Consider the following 25617-nt stretch of genomic DNA (forward strand, 5'->3'; position numbering starts at 1 on the left):
TTTAAATCAACCCGTATTTCTTGCCCGGCATCGACCGGACCATTCCCTGGAATTCGAGGTTCAACAGCAGCGTGGCCAGCCGGTTCAAATGAATGCCCGATTGCCACGCGAGCTCATCGATTTGCATCGCCCCCCGCTGCTTTAACAGCGAAAGTACCTGGCCCTCATCCTGTGTAAAACCTTCGAAAGTCATTACTGCCTGCTCGGAGGTATCTGCCTGCCTTGCATCGGGCATTCCCTCACCCCAACCCAGGGCAGCGGCCATATCCGCCACCGACGTGAAAATCGAAGCCTTATGATCACGGATCAGAAAATTACAACCTTCGGATTGCGGTTCATAGATAGCGCCCGGCACCGCGAACACCTCCCGGTGGTAGTTCTGCGCAAACTCAACGGTGATCAGGCTGCCGCCTGTCCGCCCCGATTCCACTACTATGGTAACATCACTGAGCCCCGCAATAATTCGGTTCCGCGCCGGAAATCTCATAAAATCCGGCTTCGTTCCCAATGCGCTTTCCGTAACGATCCCCCCGTTGTTCTGCATTTCGAAAGCGGTTCGCTGATGGACGGCCGGGTAGATCACATCCAACCCGCTGGCCATGACTCCCAGCGTGGCCAGGTTGTTGCGCAGGCAATGCCGGTGGGCAGTGATATCCACACCATAGGCCAGGCCGCTGACGACAAGCGGCTGATAGGGCACCAGATCCCGGATGATATTTTCCGTCACCGACTTCCCGTACTCGCTGATATTCCTCGTGCCTACGATTCCTACCGTACGCGGCCAGTTAAAATCGGTGTTGCCTTTGGCATAAAGGGCAATGGGTGCGTCGTAAAGCGGCCGGAGGCGTGCCGGGTATTCCGGCTCATGAAAGAAAAGTAATTGGGTTCCGGTTTTGCGGCATTGAGCAAGTTCCCTTTCAGCCAGTTCCAGCGTGTTTTTACCCAAAACAGCCTTTACGATTTTATCGCCGATACCGGGGATTTTGATGAGCTTTTTATAATCCGCATGGAAAACCTGGGAAGCACTGCCACAGTAGCTGATGAGTTGGCGGATCGTCACAGCCCCGATTCCGGGCATATGCACAAGCGCGAGGATGCAGATTTTCTCTGCGTCGGAGGATGATTGCATAGTATAGTGTGTAGGTTGAGTTCGTGGGTACCGACGCCTGGCATGCATTTTGCGAGTATACGTCAGCAGTTCATTTTCAAAAATAAACAATAATCTGAAAACCATATATGGAAAACCTCGAAACCGAAGTAGCCGAAACCGAGCAGCATTATGAAGGTATGGGCGCCACCTGCCATCCTGAAGGAGTTTATTACCGCGTATGGGCGCCGCATGCCGAAAGCGTTTCGGTCATGGGAAGTTTCAACGACTGGGATGCCTCTGCTACTCCGCTCCAACCGGAAGAAAACGGCATGTGGGGTGCGCTGGTCGGAAATTCGAAAGAAGGGGATGAATACAAATATGTCCTTAAAACGCCCGCCGGGGAGCTGCTCCGCAACGATCCCTATGCTTTAAAAATGACCAATTCAGCCGGCAATTGCATCGTCTACAACCACGAATCTTTCGATTGGGGCGATGTTACTTTTCAAATGCCCGGCTGGCAGGAACTGGTTATTTATGAGCTTCATGTAGGTACTTTTCATGTGAAAGAAAAAGGGCAGGTCGGCACGTTTTATACGGCTATCGAACGGATTCCTTACTTAAAAGACATGGGTTTCAATGCCGTGGAGCTGATGCCCTGCTCGGAGTTTCCCGGTTCAAGGTCATGGGGCTATAACCCGGCCAATCCGTTTGCGATTGAATCCGACTATGGCGGCCCGGATGGCTTGAAAGCTTTTGTAAAAGCCGCGCACGAGGCAGGAATTGCGGTAATCCTCGATGTCGTGTACAACCACTTCGGCCCGTCGGATCTTGATCTCTGGCAGTTCGACGGCTGGCAGGAGAACGATGGCGGAGGAATTTACTTTTACAACGACTGGCGCTCCGAGACGCCCTGGGGCAATACCCGCCCCGATTACGGCCGTGGCGAGGTGCGGCAATACATTCACGACAATGCCCTGATGTGGCTCCGCGATTACCGTGTCGACGGTCTGCGCATGGACATGGTTCCCTACATACGAAATGTAAAAGCCAATGGTAATCCCGGCGACGATATCGCCGAAGGCATTTCGCTCATGCAATGGATTAACAAAGACATCCGCGATAGCTGCGGCAATTGCATTACCATCGCCGAAGACATGCATTCGCTGGATTTCATCACCAATTCGGTCGAAAACGGCGGCCTGGGGTACGGGTCACAATGGGATGCGGAATTTGTGCATTCGATCCGCGACGCCATTATCACCGCCAACGACCAGGACCGGAATATGGACAGCGTCGCAGCAGCTATTACCAACCGTTATAATGACGACGCTTTTCAGCGCATTATCTATACCGAGTCGCACGACGAAGTGGCGAACGGCAAGGCGCGCGTGGCCGAGGAAATCGCCGATGGCGACGTGAATAATTGGTACTCTAAAAAGCGGGCTGCATTGGGCGTCGCGTTGGTGCTTACCTCACCGGGCATCCCGATGATATTCCAGGGACAGCCATTGCTGGAAGACAAATGGTTTTCCGACAGCGATCCGATCGACTGGTCGAGGCTCGAAAAATTCAGCGGCTTCGCGGCATTGCACCGCGACATGATCCACATCCGCAGAAACTGGTTTGGCGTAACCAAAGGTCTCCAGGGACAGAATGTTCATATTGTTCGTCAAGACAACGAGAAAAAGGTGATCGTGATGCACCGCTGGGACGAAGGCGGCCCGAAGGACAGCGTTATGGTCGCATTCAACTTTTCGACCGAGACATTTTCCGACTACAAAGTAGGTTTCCCGAGGGCTGGCAAATGGCACTTAAGGTTCAACAGCGACAACGAATATTACGACGCCGACTTCTCGAATACGGGCGTTTTCGACGTCGATACCATGGACGGTGAAATGGACGACTGCGGGCAGTTCGCATCGCTGCAAATCCCGCCTTACTCGGCTTTGATCTTTTCGCAAGAGGAATAAAAGGGAGAAAGGGGAGGAAGGAGGAAAGAGACTAAGGATTTTCTCAGTTCCCCTTCCTTCTTCCTCCCTTCCTCCCTTTCCTCCATTCTCCCTTTCCTTCCCTTCCTTCATCCTCCCCTTCCTCCCTACTTAATTGTCCTGAAAATACGGTCCCAGCGAATCTTTTTGAGGAAACTGGTTGGATTGGGATCGATGGACATCCACACAAAAACGGCCTTTCCTACAATGTGATCTTTCGGCACAAACCCCCAGTACCGGGAGTCGGCGGAATCGTGGCGATTATCTCCCATCATGAAATAATAATCCTGCTTGAATGTATAGCTGGTGATCTGCTTACCGCCGATCATGATTTTGTCCTTTTCCACCACCACATTTTCATTGCCGTCGAAATTGCGGATGATATCGCCATAAAGCGCAATATTGACCTCGGTCAGCGGAACCGTCATTCCCGCCTTCGGCACTGCAACCGGTCCGTAATTATCCTTATTCCAGTCGATTGCATCACTTGCCGGAAACAGATAGGGCTCTTTCATGCCTTTCTCCATCCACACGGGTTGTACCCGCTTCACAAAGTCATAGGTTTTCAGCTTTTCCGCTAATGCGGCGGTCGTCTTCACGACATAACCCGGCTCATCGTTACCGGGAATGCTGTCTCCGAAGGTTTCTGTAAACTGGGCGTAATCTACGATCCCATTTTTGCGAAACACATTCTCTTCATTCACAGCCGTTTTTACTGAAACAAAATATTCATTTTGCATCCGCACGGGCGATGCCTGGGCGCGTCCGTTCACATACACCTGCCCGAGGCGTACTTCCAGTTTATCGCCCGGAATACCCACGCATCGCTTGATATAATTGGAACGCAGGTCAGTCGGATGCGGGTGCAGGTCTGGCAGCACCCGGCTATATTTCTGGTACATGTCCGGATGCTCAGCCGGCAGGTAGAATACTACCACATCGCCATTCTTAATATCCGTAAAGCCAGGCAAGCGGTATTGTGGGAGCCGGATCCAGTCGAGGTAGGAAGGAATGTCTGTGCCCCATATTGTCTGGTGCGTGAGCGGCACCTGCAATGGGGTAATGGGCGTCGTTGTGCCGTAATGCAACCTGCTCACAAACAGGTAATCACCCACGAGAAGACTGTTCTCCATGGAAGGCGTGGGAATCACAAATGCACTGAAAAACAGCCAGCGGATCAATGTGGCAGCAATGACGGCAAATAATACCGAGTCGAACCATTCCCGGAAGGCCGACTTCTTTTTCGGAGTGCTTGTGGGCTTTGAAAGTATTTCTGCAACGGACATGAAAGGTATCGTTTAGCGAAGCATATGCTATGCAATATACCTTTTATCTCCATAAGTCTATAATAATTATATAATATTAATTTATATATAATATCAAAAAGAAAGGGAAAGATCACGCGATCCTTCCCTCCCATGTTGGCTATTTCAAAACGCTAGTTGATAACTCTGAAAATACGGCTCCAGCGGATTTTGTTAAAGAAGCTGGTCGGGTTCGGGTCGATAGACATCCATACAAACACTGCCTTACCCACGATGTGATCCATCGGAACGAAGCCCCAATAGCGTGAATCGGCAGAGTTATGGCGGTTATCACCCATCATAAAGTAATAATCCTGCTTGAAGGTGTAGCTGGTAATGACCTTGCCACCGACTTTCACTGATTTTTCATCTACTACCACATCTTCATTGTTCTCGTAGTTTTTAATAACCGGGCCATACATCGCCACATTTTCAGGTGTCAGCTGTACCGTCATACCTTCTTTTGGAACGGTAATCGGTCCGTAGTTGTCGCGGTTCCATTTGAAAAGCGACGAATTGGGGTATAACATCGGCTCGGTGATGCCATTATCCGTTTTCACTAGCGTGATACTCTTAACGAAGTCGTAGGTTTTGAGCTTGGCGGCGATCTCCGTGGTAGTGAAAACCAGGTAGCCCATTTGCTCGTTTCCTTTGATCGTATCGTTCTCGCCATCAGTAAAGGAGTTGAATTCCGAAATACCATTGTCGCGGAACACCTTTTCTTCATTCACTGCGGTGGTAGTAGCCACAAAGTACTCATTCTCCATTCTGGGAGGGTTTTCCATCGCTTGGCCGTTGGCATATACCTGCAAATCACGCACCTCTACCTTATCGCCCGGAATACCGACGCAGCGTTTGATATAGTTGGTTTTCAAATCAACCGGGTGCTGCAATTCGGGTGGATAGTTGAATACCACCACGTCGCCTCTTTTCACCTCGCTAAAACCCGGCAAACGGTATTGCGGCAATTGGATCAGGCTTGTGTAGGAAGGGATATTGGTTCCCCAGATTGTCTGGTGCGTGAGCGGTACTTGCAAAGGCGTTTTCGGCGTGCGGGTACCATAATGCAGCTTGCTCACGAAAAGGAAGTCACCCACCAGGAGGCTATTCTCCATCGACGGCGTCGGAATGGTAAATGCTTCAAAAAACAGCCAGCGGATCAGCGTCGCGGCGACTACCGCGAATAAAATGGAGTCAAACCATTCCCTTGCCGGTGACTTCTTTTTTTTGGATTCAACTGAACTGGAAGTCAACTCTCTATTAACAGCCATGCGATGATTGATAGTTAGAATACTTTAAATTTTGAGAAGGTCATTCATCCCGAACACCCCGAATTTGCCCGGAAGCCATTCGGCAGCAACCACAGCGCCGAGCGCAAACCCCTGGCGGTTGTGGGCTGTGTGGGATATTTCGATGGTATCCACTTCGGATTCGTAGCGGACGATGTGGGTACCGGGCACTTCGCCGCGGCGTTCGGCCAGAATTTGCAGGTAACCTTCCTCATTTTCAGGAGCCAGCTTCCATCCTTCGACGTTCTCCATTTCCTCGATAATGCCTTCCGCAAGGGTAATGGCTGTGCCACTTGGCGCGTCGAGTTTGTGAATGTGGTGAACTTCCGTCATTGAGCTCTGGTATTCGTGCCCGTTCATGAGGCGCGCCAGCATCCGGTTGAGCCGAAAGAACAGATTAACACCAATACTGTAATTGGAAGCGTAGAAAAACGATCCCGACTGGGCCTTGCAAAGCGCCTCCACTTCTGCACGGCGGTCGAGCCAGCCTGTGGTGCCGCATACGATGGGCCAGCCTTTTTTGAGGCAATAAATGATATTTTCAAATGCGGATTCCGGTGAACTGAACTCGATGGCCACATCTACATCGGCAGTTTGCAGCTTGTCCATATCCGCACGATTTTGCACATCAATTTTCCCCACGATCGAATGTCCTCTTTCAACGGCAATTTGTTCGATCGTCTTTCCCATCTTTCCGTACCCCAGTAATAGTATTCTCATCAATCTGTTATTTGAAAATCAGTACTCTTTAAATCACTTAAAATTAAAAACCACACGCAAACCCGGCGTGGGGGTCTGCATTGCAGGCTGGTTCAGTTTCGGACTCACATTCAAAGTGAGATCGTCCGAAAGGTCGAATGTCTTCAAATGCGCTGCCACATTAGCTTCAATGATCGACAAAGTGTAAATCAGGCCGGTTACGATGATGGCAAAGCCGCGGTTCCGCCGCCAGTAATTCTTTTGCCTGACAATCTGGCTATGGGTCGCATCACGGTACTCGCTGCTGGTGTTCAACAGGTTTCTGACCCTTACATTCACAGTGGCGTCGTCGCCCGCCAGTTCTTTTTTCCGGTTTCCGTACTCCGGATCGTTCTTATCCAACACGTAAAACGACTTATACGCATCGAGGAAATCGTGGTATTTGATCGTATTCAGGTAATAGGTATAAAGCCCTCCGCCGAATGCCAGGTACACGATAGGCGCTTTCCAGTAATCACGGTTGTAAATCTGCCCGGCACCTGGTATCAAAGCCAGCTTGGTAGCCGTTTTCGGTACCGGCATCCATTTCTTTTTAACGTTTTTTAACGAATCTGTCTGGGCCAGAGTAGTGCTGTCCAATGCGACAGCCGGCAATTTTTCGGTTTTCAGACTATCCTTTTTACCCTCCGTCTGTGCTGCAATCCGATTTGAAACCAGCAAAATCAACCCTAACAATACCCAGTTTTTCAACGTTTATTTGAATTTCAGTGTTTCTAAAATCTTCTTCAGTTCATCCTGAGAGCCAAAAGGGATTTTAATCTCACCTTTATGCTGCTCATTGCTCTTGACAGACACTTTTGCCCCGAAAAAGGACGAAAGCTGGAACTGTAACGACTTTATTTCCTGATTAATTGTCGGCTGTTTTTTCGACTCGATGGGGATATTACTCACCATTCCAAGCTTCCGAACCTCATCCTCCACCTTCCTTACCGACCATCCTTCTTCGATAATCTGATTGAAAATTTTCAACTGGCTCTGGTCGCTGTTGATCGTAATCAGCGCCCGGGCGTGGCCCATGCTGATCTTGTCGTCTCGCAACGCGGCCTGGATAACAGGGGGCAGTTTGAGCAGGCGGATATAGTTGTTCACCGTCGTCCGGTTCTTGCCCACGCGCGCGCCCAATTCCTCCTGTTTCAGACTACATTCGAGAATCAGCCGCTGGTAGCTTAATGCAATCTCAATCGCATTCAGATTCTCACGCTGAATATTCTCGATCAGCGCCATTTCCAGCATTTGCTGGTCGTTGGCCGTGCGGATATAAGCCGGAATGGTGGTAAGCCCCAGCGAACGCGATGCCTGTAAACGGCGCTCACCCGAAATCAACTGATAGGAATCTTCCGAAAGCTGCCGTACGGTAATCGGCTGGATAATCCCCTGGACGCGGATAGAGTCGGCGAGTTCTTCCAGCGACTCCTGGTCAAATTTCGTCCGGGGCTGGTAAGGGTTGGCCTCGATCTGGCTCACATCGATCTCATTCATCGAACCGATGATCTCGGCCGGTGAAATGCGTGTGTTGGTTCTGGGCGTATTGATCTTCTCGGAGTCCTGCAGAAGAGCCCCTAGTCCTCTTCCCAGTCCGGTCATTTTTTTCGTCTTGCTGCTATTCTCCATTGCCTGTTCGTACTATCGTGATCAGTTCACCCTGTCGGAGAGCAAACCGTTTTTACTGAGAATCTCTCTTGCAAGGTTCAGGTAGCTAACAGCCCCTTTGCTATCCGAATCCTGCGCCATGACAGGAATCCCGAAGCTCGGCGCTTCACTGATACGTACGTTACGAGGTATGATGGTGTTGAAAACAAGAGATTCGAAGTGGTTGGTAACCTCGGTCACCACCTGGTTGGACAGACGCAGGCGGAGGTCGTACATCGTGAGCAGGATGCCCTCGATGATCAGGTTGGTATTCAGTCGCGACTGAATGATCGTGATGGTGTTCAACAGCTTGCCCAATCCTTCCAAGGCAAAATACTCGCATTGCACAGGAATGATCACCGAATCGGCTGCGGTCAGGCTATTGATCGTGATTAGGCCTAGTGAAGGAGAGCAGTCTATAATGATAAAGTCATAATCATCGCGCACTTCAGCGATGGCGTCTTTCATGCGGTGCTCCCGGTTTTTAAGATTGATCATCTCGATCTCCGCCCCTACCAGGTCGATATGCGACGGCAGCAGGTTCAGGTTAGGAAAATCGGTTTGCAGGATAATTTCCGAAGTCTTCGCCTGCTCTACCATGCATTCATAAATGCTGTTTTCCATCTCCTGCGGATTGAAACCGAGCCCGGACGTAGAGTTCGCCTGCGGGTCAGCATCGATAATGAGTGTGCGGAATTCTAGCGCAGCCAAACTGGCCGCAAGGTTAATAGCTGTGGTGGTTTTCCCTACGCCTCCCTTTTGGTTTGCAATTGCAATTACTTTGCCCATGTATTCATTTGAGTTACCAATGTCAAATTTCTATTATTCGGGCCAATCTACCAAAAAATGTTCCACGGAGTTTTCAAGAAAACACCAAACTAGTTAATAATGAGACATTTAAATGATATTATTATTTAATTAAAAATAATTAGGACTGTAAAAAGGGTGAATGTTTCACGCCCACACCTGCGTACCTTCCGTACAGTTCTTGCACATCTCTATCTCTGAACGAGATCGGATCAACGAGGCCCGGAAATCACGGTACTTCTTCCCTTTCCAGAGCTGGCGGAAAGTCGACGTTTTCATATCGCCCAATTTATATTCGGCATCTTTGTCGAAGCAGCAGGGCACTACTGCGCCGTCCCAGGTGATCACGCATGAGTGCCACATTTTCCAGCAGTGGTCTACGAATTTGTTTTTAATGGAATACTTGCCGTCGGCCTGCACCTGGTAGCGAGAGTATTTTTCAATGGTGGGTATCAGATCGGAGCCTTCCTCGTAGTCGTAAATCTGAGCCGTTTTCAAACCTACTTCATCCACACCCATTTCCTCGGCCAGCGTCTTCACGTCCTCGATCTGGTGCTCGTTGGGCTTTACGACCAGGAACTGGAATATCACATGCGGCGTCGCAGATTTCAATTCTTTCTTCCATTTGATGATGTTACGCGTTCCTTCCAGTACTTTTTCCAGGTTTCCACCGACACGGTATTGCTGGTACACGTCCTGCGTAGTCCCGTCAATGGAAATGATCAGGCGGTCCAGCCCCGATTCCACAGTTTTACGCGCTTTCTCGTCGGTGAGGTAATGCGCATTGGTGGAAGTGGCCGTGTAAATGCCTTTATTATGTGCGTACTGGACCAGTTCGAAGAATTTCGGATGCAGATACGGCTCACCCTGGAAGTAGAATATCAGGTATAATAAGGTATCTGCAAGCTCGTCGATGGTTCTTTTGTACAGCTTTTCCTCCATCATACCCGTCGGCCGGGTGAATGAGCGAAGGCCGCTGGGGCATTCCGGGCAGCGCAGGTTGCAGGAGGTAGTAGGTTCGAAAGAGATCGCGATCGGCATTCCCCAATGCACGGGATTTCCCGTCATCTTGGAATAAAAATAGCTCCCCAATATCTGCATCGCATTCCAGGCGCGCTTCGGCGTCACTTTCGACATCAGGTTCAGGCCATCCTTCAAATTCTTGTTCATATGCTGTGCATTCAGCGATCAGCGTGCGCCTACCGGCCTGATGATCAGTTTAAATAGCGTTGATAATTACAATACAGCGATTCCGGTGGTGTACTTGATCTCGGAAATTACGAAATAACTGCTGATGTGTAACACGCTGGACAGGGCAGAAAGTTTATGCTGATAAAACTGATTGTAAGCCTCGCCGTCCTCGACGACCACTTTCAGCATGTAATCGAAGTTCCCGGAAACGACCGAGCATTCCAGCACTTCCGGCATTTTTACAATGGCCTGGTTGAAATCTTCGAAGCTCTCCTTCCGCTGTTTATCCAGCGTCACATTACAATACACCACCAGACTTTTCCCCAGTTTCCGACGGTTGAGCAGGCACACATATTTATCGATAAACCCCTCTTTTTCAAGCTTTCGTATGCGCTCGTGCACCGGCGTTACCGACAAATTGATCTTGCTGGCGATCTCTTTGATCGTCATCTGGGCATTATTTTGTAGTAAATCCAGAATCTTGCGGTCGGTCGGGTCTGGTTGCATAAAGTATTTTTTGTGGCTGCGGGCAGGCTGTGCGCGTTACCGGCAGAAATTTTTCATACAGTTGAGGTCAAAAATAGTTTTCTTTTCTGTCTTTCCGAGCCGTTATAGTATGTTTTTCTGCCGGAAATTAATTTTGAACTCATTAATCTAAACTATAAACACTGCACATACCGATGATCATTGGTGTCCCCAAAGAAATCAAAAACAACGAGAACCGGGTAGCTTTAACGCCCGCAGGAGTCACAGAGCTACGTAAGCACGGACACACAGTGTACGTGCAGGCAGAAGCGGGCAAAGGCAGCGGTTTCACCGACGAACAATACACACATGCAGGCGCCAGCATTCTCCCAACCATCGAAGAAGTTTACGGCATCGCCGAGATGATTATAAAGGTAAAAGAGCCCATTGCCAGTGAATACCCACTTATTAAAGAAAACCAGCTCCTCTTCACCTACTTCCACTTCGCTTCCTCCGAGCCCCTCACCCACGCGATGATCGAGCGTAAAGCTGTTTGCCTTGCTTACGAAACTGTCGAAAAAACAGACAGAAGCCTTCCGCTACTCGTTCCGATGAGCGAAGTAGCCGGTCGTATGGCGATCCAGGAAGGCGCCAAATACCTCGAAAAACCGATGGGCGGATTCGGTATTCTCCTCGGCGGCGTGGCGGGCGTGAAACCGGCGAATGTACTCGTACTAGGCGGCGGAATCGTAGGAACGCAATCGGCAAAGATGGCGGCAGGATTGGGCGCAAATGTCACGATCATGGATATCAGCCTCGCAAGGCTGCGCTACCTGGAAGACATTATGCCTGCGAATGTGGACACGGTTATGTCCAATGAATACAACATCCGCGAGCTCATCCAGGGCGCCAACCTGATCATCGGTGGCGTGCTGATCCCAGGAGCCAAGGCGCCATCGCTCATTACCCGCGATATGCTCAAACTGATGAAGCCTGGTACCGTAATGGTGGACGTGGCGATCGACCAGGGCGGCTGCTTCGAAACATCCAAAGCCACCACACATGAGGATCCGATCTATGAAGTGGACGGAGTCGTACACTATTGCGTTGCCAACATGCCGGGCGCAGTACCTTACACCTCTACATTGGCACTCACCAACGCGACCCTCCCTTATGCAATACAATTGGCCAACCAGGGCTGGAAACAGGCTTGCTCAACCAACGAGGAGCTTCGCAAAGGATTGAACGTCGTTCACGGAAAAGTAGTATTTAAAGGTGTTGCCGAAGCATGGCATTTGCCTTATACGGACGTCAAAGAATTATTCTGAATCAGCAAACCTGACTAGATAAACCCGGCCATTTTTAATGCGCCGGGTTTTTGTTTTCTAAAAATATTACAATTACTTTCTTCAAACCGTTGCGATTTCGAAATATTGTTCTTACTTTTGCGTCACGATTTGAAGGAACATCCGTTCGCTTCTCTGCTCATAAACGGTCTAGTACATTTTAGATCACCTGCCAGCCTCAAAATTTGTCCCGGCTGGACCTACCGTTCACACGCAGAGCCCCACGGATGGTTAGTGGTGGGCTTTGTGCAATCCCTTTCAATTTTTTTACGAGTAAGCCGGAATGCCGGTATTGTGGTCCGATTTTATCGGGACTGATGCATATGTTGGGCTTGCCCCGCAGAATCGTTGTGTTGTTTGCCCTCATTTCCCTCAGATCGGACCAACCGTTCAATTCAAGAATTAATACTAAAAGCAATAGAATGACTACTGAAACTTTTCAAACTTTCGAAGAGCTGGGACTCAACGAAAACATCCTGAAAGCCTTGCAAGAAATGGGTTTTGAAAAACCCTCACCGATACAGGCACAGGGAATTCCGGCAGTTTTGCAGGGCTCTGACGTAATTGGTCAGGCTCAGACCGGTACCGGTAAAACTGCGGCATTCGGTATTCCCGTGCTGGAAAGAATAGATCCATCTGTCAATGCAGTTCAGGCCCTGATCCTTTGCCCTACACGCGAACTGGCGGTGCAGGTATCTGAGGAATTGGGCCGTCTGTCCAAATTTATGCGTGGCGTACGCATCGAAGCCATCTACGGTGGCGACTCGATCGACCGTCAAATCCGCTCCCTGAAAAAAGGGGTGCATATCGTAGTAGGAACTCCGGGCCGTGTCATGGACCACATGGAACGCCGTACCCTGAAATTCGACGAAGTTCGCATGATGGTGCTCGATGAGGCTGACGAAATGCTAGATATGGGCTTCCGTGAGGACATCGAGAGCATTCTGGCCGATATGCCGGAGGAGCGCCAGACGATCCTATTCTCGGCAACCATGTCGAAGCCGATCATGTCGATCACCAAACGCTTCCTCAACGACCCTACCTTGATCAAAGTCGTTCGCAATGAGTTGACTAACCAGAATATCGAGCAGGTTTATTTCGAAGTGAAACCACAGGCGAAAGTCGAAGTAATGACCCGTCTGATCGATATGTACCACATCAAGTCCCTGCTGGTGTTCTGTAATACCAAACGCAAGGTGGACGAAATCGTAGAAGACCTGCAATTGCGCGGTTATGCTTCGGAAGGTATCCACGGTGACCTCCGCCAGCAGCAGCGCAGCAATGTAATGAGCAAGTTCAAGGCGGGTGTTACTACTATCCTTGTCGCCACAGACGTTGCGGCACGCGGTATCGACGTAAGCGGCCTGGATGGCGTGATCAACTACGACATTCCGATGGATGAAGAATATTACGTACACCGTATTGGCCGTACAGGCCGCGCGGGTATGTCGGGTAAGGCATTCTCACTGGTCGCCCGCGATGAAAAATACCGTCTGAAATCCATTGAAGGTTATACCAAAGTAAAAATCGAAAAAGGGGTAATTCCTTCGTTCGAAGATATCGTGGGCGTTCGTAAAGCTCGCTTTGTAGAGAATATTTCAAACTCTATCAAAGAAAGCGACGATCAGGATCTTTACAACGATGTACTCGAAATGCTGCACCATAGCGGTTTCACTACCGAGCAAATCGTCGGCGCTATGGCGAAGCAGATCATGGGCGTGCAGAAAAACGAATACTCCGACAGCAACCTCGCATGGGAAGAGCGTCGCAGCGACCGTCGTGAAGGCGGCAACGACCGTTTTGGACGCGGCGACCGTCGCGAAGGCGGCCGCTTTGGTGACCGTCGCGAAGGTGGCCGTTTTGGCGACCGTGGAGGTGACCGTTTCGCACGCGGCGAGCGTGGCGAAAGAGGCGAACGCGGCGAACGTCGCCAGTCGACTCCTGAGCCAGGTATGACCCGCTTGTTCCTGAGCCTTGGCCGCAAAGACCACATCATGCCGAAAGACATCGTGGGCGCTATTGCCGGCGAAGCTAACATCCCGGGCAAAACCATCGGTGCGATTGATATTTATGATAAATTTACGTTCGTAGACGTGCCTGAGCGCGATGCACGTGCGGTATTGCGTGCGATGGATGGCAACACCATCAAAGGCAAGCCGGTGCAGATCGACATTGCAAAATAAATTCTGACAACAATTGATTAGTGCGGAAAGGGACTTGTAAAAAGGTCCCTTTTTCGTTTATTTTCGACCATGCAAAACAACGATCAACTTGAAGTATGGCTCCGCGGGCCGCTTCCCGAAATACCCGATTTACTCCAACCGGTTGCACATGCATTGTTGCAGGGGCGCGAGGAGCTGGGCATATTTGCCCATATTTTCCCTTCCAAACTACTCTGGGAAAAACCGGCCAATGTGGCCTCTGTAGGCTTCCATTTGCAGCACCTTGCGGGCGTGCTCGACCGCCTGTTCACATATGCGCGCGAGGAATCGCTGAGCGAAAGCCAAATGGCGTTTTTGAAAAGTGAGGGGCAGAAGCCGTTTGAGGATTGCACCTACAATCACTTGTTGGATCAGTTCAGCATCCAGCTTGAAAGCGCGTTGAAACAGCTCCGGGAAACCAATCCGGATACACTGACCGAGATACGCTATGTCGGCCGCGCAATGGTCCCCTCCACACATTTGGGACTGCTTTTCCATGCCGCTGAGCACACACAGCGGCACGTAGGCCAGTTGCTGGTTACAGCCCGGGTATTGATCACCGATCATGCTGATTAATAGTGACGAACTCACGGGTCAGGACAAATGGGCCATTAATCGGACTCGGGTCGCACATTCAAAAGCCGCTGTAACCAGGTTTCTGGTTCGACCCTTTCCGCATTTGGATCCGTGTTATCAGGCTTGGCGTTCGCCAGGTGTCCCAAGTCCGGCTGCCCGGCATTGATCCAGCACGTATACCAGATATCACCCACCATTTGCACCGAAGCACGCATCCTTTTCTCCACTTGCCCGGCAAGCATCCGATGGTACTTTTCAGAAAATTCGCGCGACTGCATTCGGGTAAGCACATTGTTCCGCAGCTCGAAACTGTACTTTTTATCGGCTTTGAAGCCTTCCGTCAGCTGTTTTTCGAACAACAGTACGGAATCCATAGCCGCATGCGAGTCCGCGACAGCCTTCCAGATATCTTGCGCAATATCCTTCCGGTAAACCGCCGGGCCGAGCCACATATCATAATCTTCCGCAAAAAGCTCCGGCAGCCGCGATTCCCAAAAACCGTGAATGCCGTCCTGGCCCGTAAGCTGGCCATTGTAATTGCGCGTAGTGTGCAGCGGCACGTGAGCGTCGGCAATGTAGTGCCCCAGGTCGGCCGAAATGCGGAGAATGCGGCTGGCATTTCTTTCTCTGAATGCGGCCGTCAATTGCAAAGCTGCCAGCTGAACATGCCAGGGCACGATCCCATGTTTGCGAAGACTGTCCTCTCCTATTTTCTGCACCGCAGCCTGCCAATATTTCGGTAAGACGGTCAACGCGCTGTCACCGTACACATCGAGGTCAATAAAATGCCGCTCGGCTTCCCCCACCACGGCATAGCGCCGCCTGTCGGGATTGACGGCATTCTCCGAGAGGTAATCAATGTACTTTTTAAAGAAACACTGCATTTCGACCGGAAGCCTGAAAACCGCCAGCCGGTTGATCCGCTTGTGCGCCCAGAAACCCCAATTGCTTTTTAGATCGCAAAAAAGCGCCGTGAAGGCGACAAGAAGGCTGTATTTCAGGACATTTTTGAAAAAAAACCGATTTTTTTCAGATTTTTTTTGCTGTGAAAGAACAAATGGCGCCATACAATATTCGGAAGGTGTTTTTACTAGTTTTTACACCTATTGAGACGTCATTTGCAAAAAAAGTAACAGAAACCGGCTTTTTCAAAACTGGTTTTTCTCAAACGGGGACTTTTTGCTACCAAGCGGCCCTGTTAGCTAGCTGAGAGACAGCATTGTTAGAAAATTTTACAAAAATTATACTCAGAAGAATATTTCGGAAAGTAGATTTTGGGGGGATGTTTCTTTTCTTAATTATTAAATTTTCAAAATTATTTATATTTAATATCCAAATAATACAATAATCGATTTAAGTTTTACCTTTGTAGCAAGAGAAATAGATAATTGCATTTATTGAATTTGCTATAATGAAAACTAGAAATAAAACATTAGGATATTTAGTCCCTATTTTCGCGCTTTGCGTATTCATGCTGGTTATTTACGGTGCTTACGTACCGCACAAACCGGCCGAAATCCAGCGAGTGGTTTGTATCAAGTTTAAACCGGGTACCACCTCTCAGGAAGTTGAAAAACACCTGCGCGATTTTGCGACAATGAAAAAAGCAGTAAAAGATGTCGTAGCCTACTCGGCCGGACATGTGCAGAAATCGGATAACAACGGTGAGCAATTTGATGTGATTCACTACCTGACTTTCCGCACCAACGAAGCTGCCCAGGAATACACGCTGAATGCCGACAGACTGGCATTTGTGAAGGCCAACGAAAGTCACTGGGACAAAGTGTTGGAGATGAATTCCAACATCGAGAAGTAATTAATAATAGTAATAGGAGTGAAAATCTTAAAGAGAGCCGGGCATCCCGGCTCTCTTTTTATTGGCACGATTACCAGTTGATCGGGTCAAGCCCCTTGCTTTCCAGGTATTGGTTGGCCTTGCTGAAATGCTTCGTGCCAAACCAGCCCCCGCCATTGGCCGACATCGGTGACGGATGCTTGGCTTTCAATACATAATGCTTCGAAGCGTCGATCACCGCTCCCTTCTCCTGCGCATACCTGCCCCAGAGCATGAAAACGACATTGCTTTTTTCGTCTGAAATGCATTTAATAACGGCATCGGTGAAACGCTCCCAGCCCTTTCCCTGGTGGGAACCCGCGGCAGCCGCCTGTACGGTTAATGTTGCATTCAAAAGCAGCACACCTTGCTTCGCCCAACGCTCGAGGTTGCCGGTTTGCGGAAACGGCTTACCCAGGTCCTGCTGGATCTCCTTGAAGATATTGATCAGCGAAGGCGGCATCCGTACGCCGTCGTTCACCGAGAAGCAGAGACCATTTGCCTGACCTGCCCCGTGATAGGGATCCTGCCCGAGGATCACGACCTTGCACTCGTCGAAGCTGCAATAATTGAATGCGTTGAATATCTGCTTGGCAGGTGGAAATATCTGTTTGGTCTGGTATTCTTCCCTTACAAAAGCCGTCAGCGCGGCGAAATAGGGCTTCTCAAATTCGGGCGCGAGCCGCTCTTTCCACGACTGCTCAATTTTTACATCCATGCTGTTGAATTTGTTTTGAAAACCAAATATGTGTTTTTTGATTTGGTTTTATCAGCATTTGATCACTATTTTCGTTCTTAATACTTTCCAACACCCTCGATCTATATGGTTTCCAAAGTTACAGATGGTGTCAAAGTCACCGTTTTGACGGAATATCAACCCGATTACTCCAATCCGGGTCAGGATCATTTTGTGTTTACCTACAAGATTCTGATTGAAAATCATAGTGAGCACACTGTCAAACTGTTAAGGCGGCATTGGCTGATCTACGATGCCAATGGAACGGTGCGCGAAGTGGAAGGAGCCGGTATTGTGGGGCTGCAACCGGTGCTGGAACCGGGCGATGTACACGACTATGTTTCGGGCTGCAACCTGCGCACCGATATGGGTAAAATGGCCGGCACCTACCTGATGGAACGTGTGCTCGACGGACGCCAGTTCCGCGTCGTTATCCCCGCATTCTCGCTCGTTGCGCCGTATCGCCTCAACTGAATCACCGGCCGCACAACGGCCTATTTTAAAATTCGACTGCATTGATTGCTGCTTATATCAAGTACCTTTTGCGCTCCGGAAACGAGCATTCCATTCATTCCCCATTCCTGTTCGAGCTTTATAACAATGTGATCGCCGTCCGAAAGGACGACAATCCGGAATATGAAGCCATCCGTTCGTTGCGCAAGGAATTGCTGCGCTCCAACGAGCAAATCGAAATACTCGACCTGGGCGCTGGCTCGCGTGTGAACAAATCCAATCTGCGGCAGCTCAAAACCATCGCAAAAAACGCAGAAAAACCCGCCAAATTCGGTCGGCTTTTTTACCGGTTAATCCGGCGTTTTCAACCGGCGACCATTCTCGAACTCGGCACTTCGCTTGGACTTACTACATTATATATGTCGAAAGCCAAACCCGATGCGAAACTGATCACCTTCGAAGGCTGTCCACAAACTGCCGCGAAGGCTCAACAGCATTTCGGGCGCCAGCAAGCGGATAACATCGAAGTCGTATTGGGCAATATCGACGAAACGCTTCCCCAGCGCCTGGAAACACTCAACCAGCCGATCGACTTCGCATATTTTGACGCCAACCATCGCTATGAGCCGACGGTACGTTATTTCGAACAATGTCTTCCGCATGCTCAAAACGGTTCGTTGTTCATTTTTGACGATATATACTGGTCGGAGGAAATGACAAAAGCCTGGGAATACATCAAAGCGCATCCCCGGGTAACAGTCACAGTCGACTTGTTCTGGATCGGCCTGGTATTCTTCCGAAGCGAGCAGGCGAAGGAGGATTTCACCCTGCGCTTTTAATATTGTACCGTTAAGTATTCCAGTACACCTTTAAATAATTCAGAGAGTGGAGCAAAGCGCGGTTCATAGCAAAGTTTGTTAACTTTACCTTCCCTCGTCTCAGCTTCCATGACAACAAAATCCATCCTTAATTCCCTGGCAGGCAAGGGAATTATACCCGACCAGCAGGCCGACGCCATCGCATCTTTTGAAGGCAAAAAGGCCTTTTCCATTCACTGGGAATTACGATCTGTGCTCTATCTTGGTATCCTGTTTTTCAGCTCCGGCACCGGGATCCTTATCTACGAAAACATCGACACAATCGGTCATCAGGCTATCATAGCAGTCATAGCGCTCATTACCGCCGGTTGTTTTTACTACACTTATAAAAACAGCCTTCCCTATTCACATGAAAAAGTTTCGAACCCCAACAAGCTGATCGATTACGTGCTGCTATTGGGGTGTTCGACATTTTTGGGGCTGGAAGGTTACCTGCAATACCAGTACAACCTTTTCGGCACCCGGTACGGGCTGGCGGTCATTATCCCAACCATCGTGTTTTTCCTCTGCGCCTATCGTTTCGACCACCGCGGTGCATTGTCGATGGCTATTACCGGTCTGGCTTCATGGCTCGGGCTTACAATTGCCCCACTTTCAGTGATGGCCGATAACGACTTTTCGGACGGCAAACTGATCATGCCCGCCATCGCGCTCGGGTGCGTGCTCGCGGCTGTGGGCTGGGTTTCCGAAGAGCGAAATATTAAAAAGCATTTTGCATTCACCTACATGCTGATGGGAGGTAACCTGGCCTGCATCGCGGCCCAGATCGGGCTGTTTAGCCATAACCCCAAAATCCTCTATTTTCTTATCGGCATCGGGCTTTGCTACTTCTTTATCCATCGCGCACGGCATGCACAATCGCTGCTGTTCCTGCTAATGGGCACCGTTTATGGTTACAGCATCATCACCTACACCATTTTCGACAACCTCGGGCCCGATGCCGCATTTGGATTGGGCATATTCTACTTTTTCTTTTCAAGCATTGGCGTGATCTATTTCCTGTTGAACTTTAAGAAATTCCTTGGGATTAAATCCAGGATCAAAAAATGAAAAAGGCATACAACGAAACCTGGGTCGAAAACCTGTACGTTCAACGCCAGGCAGCAGCATGGAAATCGAAAAACCTCCTTACCGGCCAACAGGAGGAAGAGGTAAAAACGCAATTTGTCGAAAAGTTTTACCGCCCCGGCATATTTGTCAAGATTGGGCTCTTCCTTTTCGGGGTAGTTGCATGCTCGTTTTTTGTCGGATTTCTGTCGCTCTTCACTTTTGATACCCGCTCCGAAATTGGGTTTTCGACACTCAGCCTGATTTGCTGCGCGTGTTTCGTTTTCACTTTGGAATATTTGATTAAGACCAAAAACCTCTTCCATTCCGGCGTCGACAATGCATTGCTGTACGCGGCGATAATAGCGGCAATGGTGCCTGTATTCCTGCTTTTTGAACACGCGCCGGTGTGGGCCTATTGCCTGATTGCGCTGGCCATCATCGTCCCTGCCACCCTGCGCTATGCCGACCTGCTGGGTCCGGTCGCGATTTTTGGGTTAATATTCACGGTCATGGCCGAATTGATGATGAAGTTCCCCCTGGGCAAGGCCCTGTTGCCTTTTGCAGTAATGATACTATCGGGAGCGATCTATGCAATGGCCCGCAAAAACGAGAACATTTATTATCGCGAATGCCGCCAGATCTTCCAAGTACTGGCATTGGTGACCTTCTACCTTGGCGGTAATTATCTGGTGGTAAGAGAATTGAACGCGCTCATCGGTGGCCTGAACGTGTCGGTGGCTCCGCAAATCGCATTCGCCCCATTGTTTTACTTTTTCACGCTCATTATACCGGTCTCTTATGTATTTTTTGGGTTAAAAAAGGCAGACCGTATTCTGTTCGTTATTGGATTGATGGCCTTCGCATTCTCTGTTTATACCTACAAACATTATTTCTGGATCCTGACAGCCTCGCAAGGGCTTGTGCTCGCGGGCGCGCTCATGATTGCGGTAGCGATAGCGCTGATCAAATATTTCCATACAATCAAACACGGTATCTCCGACGAGCAAAACCGTAAAAACAGCCTTGAAAACCTGCAAGCGGTCATTGCAGCCCAGCAACTTGGTGTTACACCTGCCGATCAGGGCCTTGAATTCGGCGGTGGTACATTCGGCGGAGGAGGCGCAGGCGAGGCTTATTAATTGAACAAAAATTTAGATCTTGCAGCGGTTACATTACCTATCACCGAAACTTTGATCATGAAAAAATTGCTTGCCCTAACACTCCTAACCCTTTGCTACTACCACACTCTCGCCCAAACCACCGCGCGGCAGACCTCCGCTCCGCGGACAAGCGGTAATCCCGTCTTCCCGGGCTGGTACGCCGATCCCGAAGGTATCATTTTTAACAAGACATACTGGATTTACCCCACCTACTCGGCGCCCTATCATAAGCAGGTGCATATGGACGCATTTTCGTCCAAAGACCTGGTAACCTGGAACAAGCATTCCAACATTATCGATACCTCGGCCGTAAAATGGGCCAAGCGCGCGATGTGGGCACCGTCGATCATCGAAAAAGACAAGAAATACTACCTCTTTTTCGGCGCCAACGATATTCAGAACGACCATGAAAAAGGAGGAATCGGTGTAGCAGTGGCCGACCGCCCCGAAGGCCCGTTCAAGGATTACCTCGGCAAGCCGCTGATCGACAAGTTCCATAACGGCGCACAACCGATCGACCAGTTTGTTTTCAAAGACAAAGATGGCCAGTATTACCTGTTTTACGGTGGCTGGAAACATTGCAATGTCGCCAAACTGAAAAGCGATTTTACCGGTTTCATTCCATTTGAAGATGGCACAACGTTCCGCGAAATCACGCCGGAAGGATATGTGGAAGGCCCGTTCATGTTTATCCGAAATGGTAAATACTACTTCATGTGGTCGGAAGGCGGTTGGACAGGCCCTAACTATTCTGTGGCCTACGCCATTGCCGATTCGCCCTTCGGGCCGTTTGAGCGTGTAGGCAAAATCCTGCAACAGGATCCGGCCGTAGCAACCGGCGCCGGTCACCACTCAGTAATCCAGATTCCGGGCAAGGATGAATGGTATATAGTTTATCACCGCCGCCCATTGACCGAGACGGACGGCAACCACCGCGAAACTTGTATAGACGTCATGTCTTTCGATGAAAAAGGAATGATCGACCCAGTGAAAATCACACGGGAAGGGGTCAAACCTGTGCGATTAAAATAAAAACAACTAAACCCTGTGCTGAAAACTCTCCTCCCGGGCAGGCTCTCCCAAAGGGCCGCCATACACTTCCTGTTATTATTTATTACAACGCTACTGTCAGTGACTTATAGCAGTGCGCAGCGTTTCAATCCAGTATTGTTCAGCAAGCTGCCGCAGGACTACCAGCTCTACCCTCGCGACGCTGCAAGCGAAGCGCAGGTCCCCATAGTCGGCGTCGTAGAAGCGCCGGGTTGGAAATACGTCTCGGTTCAGGTGTTGCGCAATGGCCAGCCCTATCAACACAAGCGGTCGGGCATTCAGTACAGCGCCGATGCAAAAGGCACTTTCAGCATTGAAGTGAAGATCAAAGCCGAACGGGCGAACTACGATTTCAAAGTTTTCCTTTGCAGGGATGCCGACTCGACGCTGCTCGTCACCCGCACCAGGGTGGTGAGCGGCGATGTCTATATATTGTCGGGGCAGTCCAATTCGACCGGCTTTTTCGGCGAAGGCGATACGAGCATGTTTTGCAGGACGTTCGGTAAGATCACAGGCACGCTCAATACGGAGGCTTATAAAGAAGCAGACACGCTATGGACACTTTCCAACATGCATTCCTACAACAATGGCGTGGGAACAATGGGTTTTGAAATCCAGAAGCAGCTAGTGGAAAAGACGGGCATCCCCAATTGCCTTATCAATGCTGGCTACCACTGGTCTTCGGCCTATTCGCATTCCATACGCACGGAAAACAACCCAACCGATTTTACCAATGGCTACGGCAGAATGTTGTATCGCGCCCGGAAAGCGGGCGTCGCAGGTGCTGTGAAAGCGTATATTTTCAGACAGGGTGAGAGCGAAGCCTACGGCGAGGGAGGTAATTGGGAAGGACATTTCGATGTTTTGTACAAGAACTTGAAAATGGATTTTCCAAGCCTGCAAAAGTTGTACGTTTGTCAGATCGACATTATTTACCACCCTTCGCTCATAGGCGTTCTGATACGGGATTACCAGCGACGGCTTCCGGCTATTTATCCGGATATTACCAGTATCGCGACCGTAGGCACCACCGGTTTCGATGGCCTACACTACAGCCGGGAAGGCAACAAGCAAAGCGGCGTTGAGCTTTCGCGGCTCATGCTCCGCGACTTTTACGCATCCGCCGATACCGTTAATATCACCTCTCCCAATCTCAAAAAGGCATTTTACAGTTCCCCGGAAAAGAAGGGTCTGACGCTCGTATTCGATGAAGGACAGGAATTGAAATACCCCGACCCCTACAAACACCCGGGCGGCCAGGTACTGGATCTGAAAGATTTTTTCTATCTCGATCACCAGACCGGCGCGGTGGCAAGCGGCAAAGCGGAAGGAAACCGAATCATCCTCGACCTGAAAACCGCGCAAAGCGCTTCAACACTCAACTATCTGCCTCCTTATATTGAAAAAGAAAGCCCTTATCACCCGTTCACCGGTCCGTATATTACCAATGCGAAGGGTATGCGTGCATTTACCTTCTATGATGTCCCTATTGCAACTGCGTTGCCGCCCACCGCTCTCACCGCGCTTGGCGGGGAAAAAGGTAATATCAGGCTTTCGTGGCAACCGGTCTCCGGCGCGAAAGGCTATATCCTGGAACGCAAAATGGGCGATGCCGCAGGTTACTCGCCTGTGGCCCGGATAAGCGGCAGCACTGCGGAATGGCTTGATCAACCGGGTGAATCTGCGGTTCCTATCCTGTACAGGCTGATAGCCGTCAGCGACCTGGCCGAATCCACGCCCGCATACGCGGAGGTAGCGCCTACTTTGATATTAGGCGCGGAACAAGACCAGGACGCACTTTTTGACATATTTCCCAACCCTGTTCTTCGCGGGGAAGTGGTGAGCGTCAATTTTAACAGGCCGCAAACAGGCATTATGAGTCTGATTGGCTTGAATGGCCAACTTTTAACGGAGCGAAAAATTTCGGGTAGTACGAAGGCCTCCTTCCTGATTCCAAAGCAGGTTTCAGGATTGCATTTGATCCGATTTGAATCGAATGGAAGATTTTTTACTAAAAAACTATGGATCAGATAATTTGGACATATAATAATAAGCGTTGTTATCGGGCTCCCTGAATGGAATTCCATTCAGGGAACTCCATCCGGGAACTCCATCCGGGAATTCTTGCAGCTATTTTTGACTTTATACGATAATGGAATGATTTTTGCTGCCCGGTAGCAAGGCCAACGTTTCTCTATCCTGTCCGACATTAGCCCTGAACGATATGTACATCAACAGTTATGAAGAGCAGATAAAACCTGAATTGACCAAGTGGCAGCTGAAAATGCAGAAGCGGCCCAATTTTATCGACAGGACTTCCAAGAAATTTCAGGATAAAATCAACGACATTATCCCCGACAAAGTACATGACATCATCACGGGTACCATCAAACAAATGGTGCGCGGCGTGCTCACGGGGGCCGAATATACCACCACCCAATCCATCCCCGGAGCGTCGCTGGAAGAAATGGAAACAGCCGTTCGCAAGAAAATCGAGTTTTACAAAAAAGCCGGCGCTGCGGAAGGCGGCATTACCGGCGCAGGCGGTTTCTGGCTTGCACTGGCAGAATTTCCTATCCTGATAGGCATTAAAATCAAACTACTTTTCGAGATTGCAGCATTGTACGGAAGGCCGATCAATGATTACAGGGAACGGCTTTTTATACTCCATATTTTTCAACTGACGTTTTCGAGCCAGAAAGGCCGGCAAGAGGTCTTTTCGCAAATGATCCATTGGGATTTGCGCAGCAAGGATCTGCCGACCGATATTCACGAATTCAACTGGAAAACATTCCAGCAGGAGTACCGCGATTACATTGACCTGGCAAAAATGGCGCAGCTGATTCCGGGAATAGGAGCTGCTGTCGGCGTGATCGTCAACTACCGGCTGCTCGACCAGCTCGGCAAAAACGCGATGAATGCCTACCGTATGCGATGGTTTGAGGAGCGCATGCTGGGAGCCTACGGTAGCGCCGACCATGACCGCCTGATAAATAAAGTTTAATACAATTGTACCGATTGAATGAGCGCTAAAAAGAAGCAATTTGTATACGGCAAGAATCTGGATAATGCCTTACTGGCGGTTTATAATGCGTACGTTTTCTTTATCCGTTTTTTCCGCGAGGTTTTCAGAGGCCGGATGGAATTCCAGGAGATTGTCCGGCAATGCTATGCGATCGGAAACCGCTCGCTGGTGCTGATCAGCCTTACGGGTTTCATTACCGGGATGGTATTCACCAAACAATCGCGTCCGTCGTTGTCCGAATTCGGGGCTACTTCCTGGCTTCCCTCGCTGGTAGCGATCGCGATTGTCCGTGCGCTGGCGCCGCTGGTTACCGCGCTCATCAGTGCGGGTAAAATCGGATCGAGCATTGGCGCCGAGCTGGGCTCCATGCGCGTAACGGAGCAGATCGACGCGATGGAGGTTTCGGCCGTTAACCCATTCAAATTTCTGGTGGTAACCCGCGTGCTGGCCTGCACAATTGCCATTCCCGTACTGATGTTCTACTGTGCACTGGTCAGTTTGCTGGGCGCATTTCTGAATGTGACATTGAACGAAGGAACGAGTTTTATCGCCTTTTTCGAAAGCGCGTTCGAGCAGATTACATTCCTGGACATCTGGACCTCCGTCGCAAAGGCGATCGCTTACGGGTTCACGATCGGGATCGTAGGCAGCTACCAGGGTTATAATGCCAGCAAAGGTACGGAAGGTGTCGGTAAGGCGGCCAACTCGGCTGTGGTGACCTCCATGTTCCTCATTTTCATCGAGGAAGTGATCATCGTACAGGTATCCAATTATTTCAGAATTTAA

Annotated in this window: 24 protein-coding genes; 13 read left to right on the forward strand and 11 right to left on the reverse strand. The window is 49.8% G+C overall.

The annotated features are described in order from the left end of the window. Position 1: 1 nt before the first annotated feature. Positions 2 to 1129, reverse strand: a complete 1128-nt coding sequence (gene dprA, locus AC2YIT_RS13830) for a DNA-processing protein DprA (RefSeq protein WP_487279544.1) — start codon at positions 1127 to 1129, stop codon at positions 2 to 4. A gap of 107 nt (positions 1130 to 1236) precedes the next feature. On the opposite strand from dprA, the gene AC2YIT_RS13835 reads away from it, so the two are divergent. Further along, positions 1237 to 3060 (forward strand): alpha-amylase family glycosyl hydrolase, encoded by a 1824-nt coding sequence (locus AC2YIT_RS13835; protein WP_487279545.1) that lies wholly within the window; start codon positions 1237 to 1239, stop codon positions 3058 to 3060. A 125-nt stretch (positions 3061 to 3185) separates the two neighbouring features. On the opposite strand, the gene lepB (AC2YIT_RS13840) is transcribed toward AC2YIT_RS13835, so the two are convergent. The 8 genes from lepB (AC2YIT_RS13840) to AC2YIT_RS13875 form a co-directional block, all read right to left on the reverse strand. Further along, positions 3186 to 4364 (reverse strand): signal peptidase I, encoded by a 1179-nt coding sequence (gene lepB, locus AC2YIT_RS13840; RefSeq protein WP_487279546.1) that lies wholly within the window; start codon positions 4362 to 4364, stop codon positions 3186 to 3188. 152 nt (positions 4365 to 4516) lie between these two features. After that, the gene (gene lepB, locus AC2YIT_RS13845; protein WP_487279547.1) at positions 4517 to 5653 is read right to left on the reverse strand and encodes a signal peptidase I; all 1137 of its coding nucleotides are present in this window, start codon (positions 5651 to 5653) and stop codon (positions 4517 to 4519) included. 24 nt (positions 5654 to 5677) lie between these two features. Then, positions 5678 to 6391, reverse strand: a complete 714-nt coding sequence (gene dapB, locus AC2YIT_RS13850; RefSeq protein WP_430845805.1) for a 4-hydroxy-tetrahydrodipicolinate reductase — start codon at positions 6389 to 6391, stop codon at positions 5678 to 5680. A gap of 33 nt (positions 6392 to 6424) precedes the next feature. Next, a complete protein-coding gene (locus tag AC2YIT_RS13855) occupies positions 6425 to 7120 on the reverse strand; it encodes a DUF5683 domain-containing protein (protein ID WP_487279548.1) in 696 nt (231 codons plus the stop codon). A 3-nt stretch (positions 7121 to 7123) separates the two neighbouring features. Further along, complete coding sequence (locus AC2YIT_RS13860) at positions 7124 to 8041, reverse strand: ParB/RepB/Spo0J family partition protein (RefSeq protein WP_430845803.1); 918 nt, start codon at positions 8039 to 8041, stop codon at positions 7124 to 7126. 21 nt (positions 8042 to 8062) lie between these two features. Further along, on the reverse strand, positions 8063 to 8848 hold the full coding sequence (locus AC2YIT_RS13865; protein ID WP_430845802.1) for a ParA family protein: 786 nt from the start codon (positions 8846 to 8848) through the stop codon (positions 8063 to 8065). Positions 8849 to 9013: 165 nt separating this feature from the next. Continuing rightward, entirely contained in the window at positions 9014 to 10036 is a 1023-nt protein-coding gene (locus AC2YIT_RS13870) for an SPASM domain-containing protein (RefSeq protein WP_430845801.1), read from the reverse strand. Positions 10037 to 10102: 66 nt separating this feature from the next. Beyond that, positions 10103 to 10564 (reverse strand): Lrp/AsnC family transcriptional regulator, encoded by a 462-nt coding sequence (locus AC2YIT_RS13875; protein ID WP_430845800.1) that lies wholly within the window; start codon positions 10562 to 10564, stop codon positions 10103 to 10105. A gap of 173 nt (positions 10565 to 10737) precedes the next feature. On the opposite strand from AC2YIT_RS13875, the gene ald reads away from it, so the two are divergent. The 3 genes from ald (at position 10738) to AC2YIT_RS13890 (ending at position 14645) form a co-directional block, all read left to right on the forward strand. Further along, positions 10738 to 11850: an alanine dehydrogenase gene (gene ald, locus AC2YIT_RS13880; protein WP_487279549.1), complete on the forward strand. Its 1113-nt coding sequence runs from the start codon at positions 10738 to 10740 to the stop codon at positions 11848 to 11850. A gap of 440 nt (positions 11851 to 12290) precedes the next feature. Then, the gene (locus AC2YIT_RS13885) at positions 12291 to 14051 is read left to right on the forward strand and encodes a DEAD/DEAH box helicase (RefSeq protein ID WP_430845798.1); all 1761 of its coding nucleotides are present in this window, start codon (positions 12291 to 12293) and stop codon (positions 14049 to 14051) included. A gap of 69 nt (positions 14052 to 14120) precedes the next feature. Then, positions 14121 to 14645, forward strand: a complete 525-nt coding sequence (locus tag AC2YIT_RS13890) for a DinB family protein (RefSeq protein ID WP_487279550.1) — start codon at positions 14121 to 14123, stop codon at positions 14643 to 14645. 35 nt (positions 14646 to 14680) lie between these two features. Here the strand turns inward: AC2YIT_RS13890 and AC2YIT_RS13895 are convergent, their stop codons facing one another. Then, positions 14681 to 15529: a zinc dependent phospholipase C family protein gene (locus AC2YIT_RS13895; protein WP_487279551.1), complete on the reverse strand. Its 849-nt coding sequence runs from the start codon at positions 15527 to 15529 to the stop codon at positions 14681 to 14683. A 527-nt stretch (positions 15530 to 16056) separates the two neighbouring features. Here AC2YIT_RS13895 and AC2YIT_RS13900 point away from each other — a divergent pair. Then, complete coding sequence (locus tag AC2YIT_RS13900; RefSeq protein ID WP_430845795.1) at positions 16057 to 16461, forward strand: Dabb family protein; 405 nt, start codon at positions 16057 to 16059, stop codon at positions 16459 to 16461. Positions 16462 to 16531: 70 nt separating this feature from the next. Here the strand turns inward: AC2YIT_RS13900 and ung are convergent, their stop codons facing one another. Beyond that, positions 16532 to 17197, reverse strand: coding sequence for a uracil-DNA glycosylase (gene ung, locus AC2YIT_RS13905; protein ID WP_487279552.1), 666 nt, complete (start codon positions 17195 to 17197; stop codon positions 16532 to 16534). A 105-nt stretch (positions 17198 to 17302) separates the two neighbouring features. Here ung and apaG point away from each other — a divergent pair, with 105 nt between their 5' ends. The 8 genes from apaG (at position 17303) to AC2YIT_RS13945 (ending at position 25617) form a co-directional block, all read left to right on the forward strand. Continuing rightward, positions 17303 to 17689, forward strand: a complete 387-nt coding sequence (apaG, locus tag AC2YIT_RS13910) for a Co2+/Mg2+ efflux protein ApaG (RefSeq protein ID WP_090386807.1) — start codon at positions 17303 to 17305, stop codon at positions 17687 to 17689. A gap of 41 nt (positions 17690 to 17730) precedes the next feature. Continuing rightward, positions 17731 to 18507 (forward strand): O-methyltransferase, encoded by a 777-nt coding sequence (locus tag AC2YIT_RS13915; protein ID WP_487279553.1) that lies wholly within the window; start codon positions 17731 to 17733, stop codon positions 18505 to 18507. Positions 18508 to 18615: 108 nt separating this feature from the next. Further along, positions 18616 to 19596: a DUF2157 domain-containing protein gene (locus tag AC2YIT_RS13920; protein ID WP_487279554.1), complete on the forward strand. Its 981-nt coding sequence runs from the start codon at positions 18616 to 18618 to the stop codon at positions 19594 to 19596. Beyond that, the gene (locus AC2YIT_RS13925) at positions 19593 to 20735 is read left to right on the forward strand and encodes a hypothetical protein (RefSeq protein WP_430845791.1); all 1143 of its coding nucleotides are present in this window, start codon (positions 19593 to 19595) and stop codon (positions 20733 to 20735) included. Before AC2YIT_RS13920 ends, AC2YIT_RS13925 begins: the two co-directional genes overlap by 4 nt. A 57-nt stretch (positions 20736 to 20792) precedes the next feature. Next, positions 20793 to 21788: a glycoside hydrolase family 43 protein gene (locus AC2YIT_RS13930; RefSeq protein WP_487279555.1), complete on the forward strand. Its 996-nt coding sequence runs from the start codon at positions 20793 to 20795 to the stop codon at positions 21786 to 21788. Between the two features lie 99 nt (positions 21789 to 21887). Further along, positions 21888 to 23840: a sialate O-acetylesterase gene (locus AC2YIT_RS13935; protein WP_487279556.1), complete on the forward strand. Its 1953-nt coding sequence runs from the start codon at positions 21888 to 21890 to the stop codon at positions 23838 to 23840. A 190-nt stretch (positions 23841 to 24030) separates the two neighbouring features. Then, a complete protein-coding gene (locus tag AC2YIT_RS13940) occupies positions 24031 to 24810 on the forward strand; it encodes an EcsC family protein (RefSeq protein ID WP_487279557.1) in 780 nt (259 codons plus the stop codon). A gap of 18 nt (positions 24811 to 24828) precedes the next feature. Beyond that, positions 24829 to 25617, forward strand: a complete 789-nt coding sequence (locus AC2YIT_RS13945; protein WP_430845787.1) for an MlaE family ABC transporter permease — start codon at positions 24829 to 24831, stop codon at positions 25615 to 25617.

The sequence above is a fragment of the Dyadobacter sp. SRI_021 genome, from assembly GCF_057586235.1.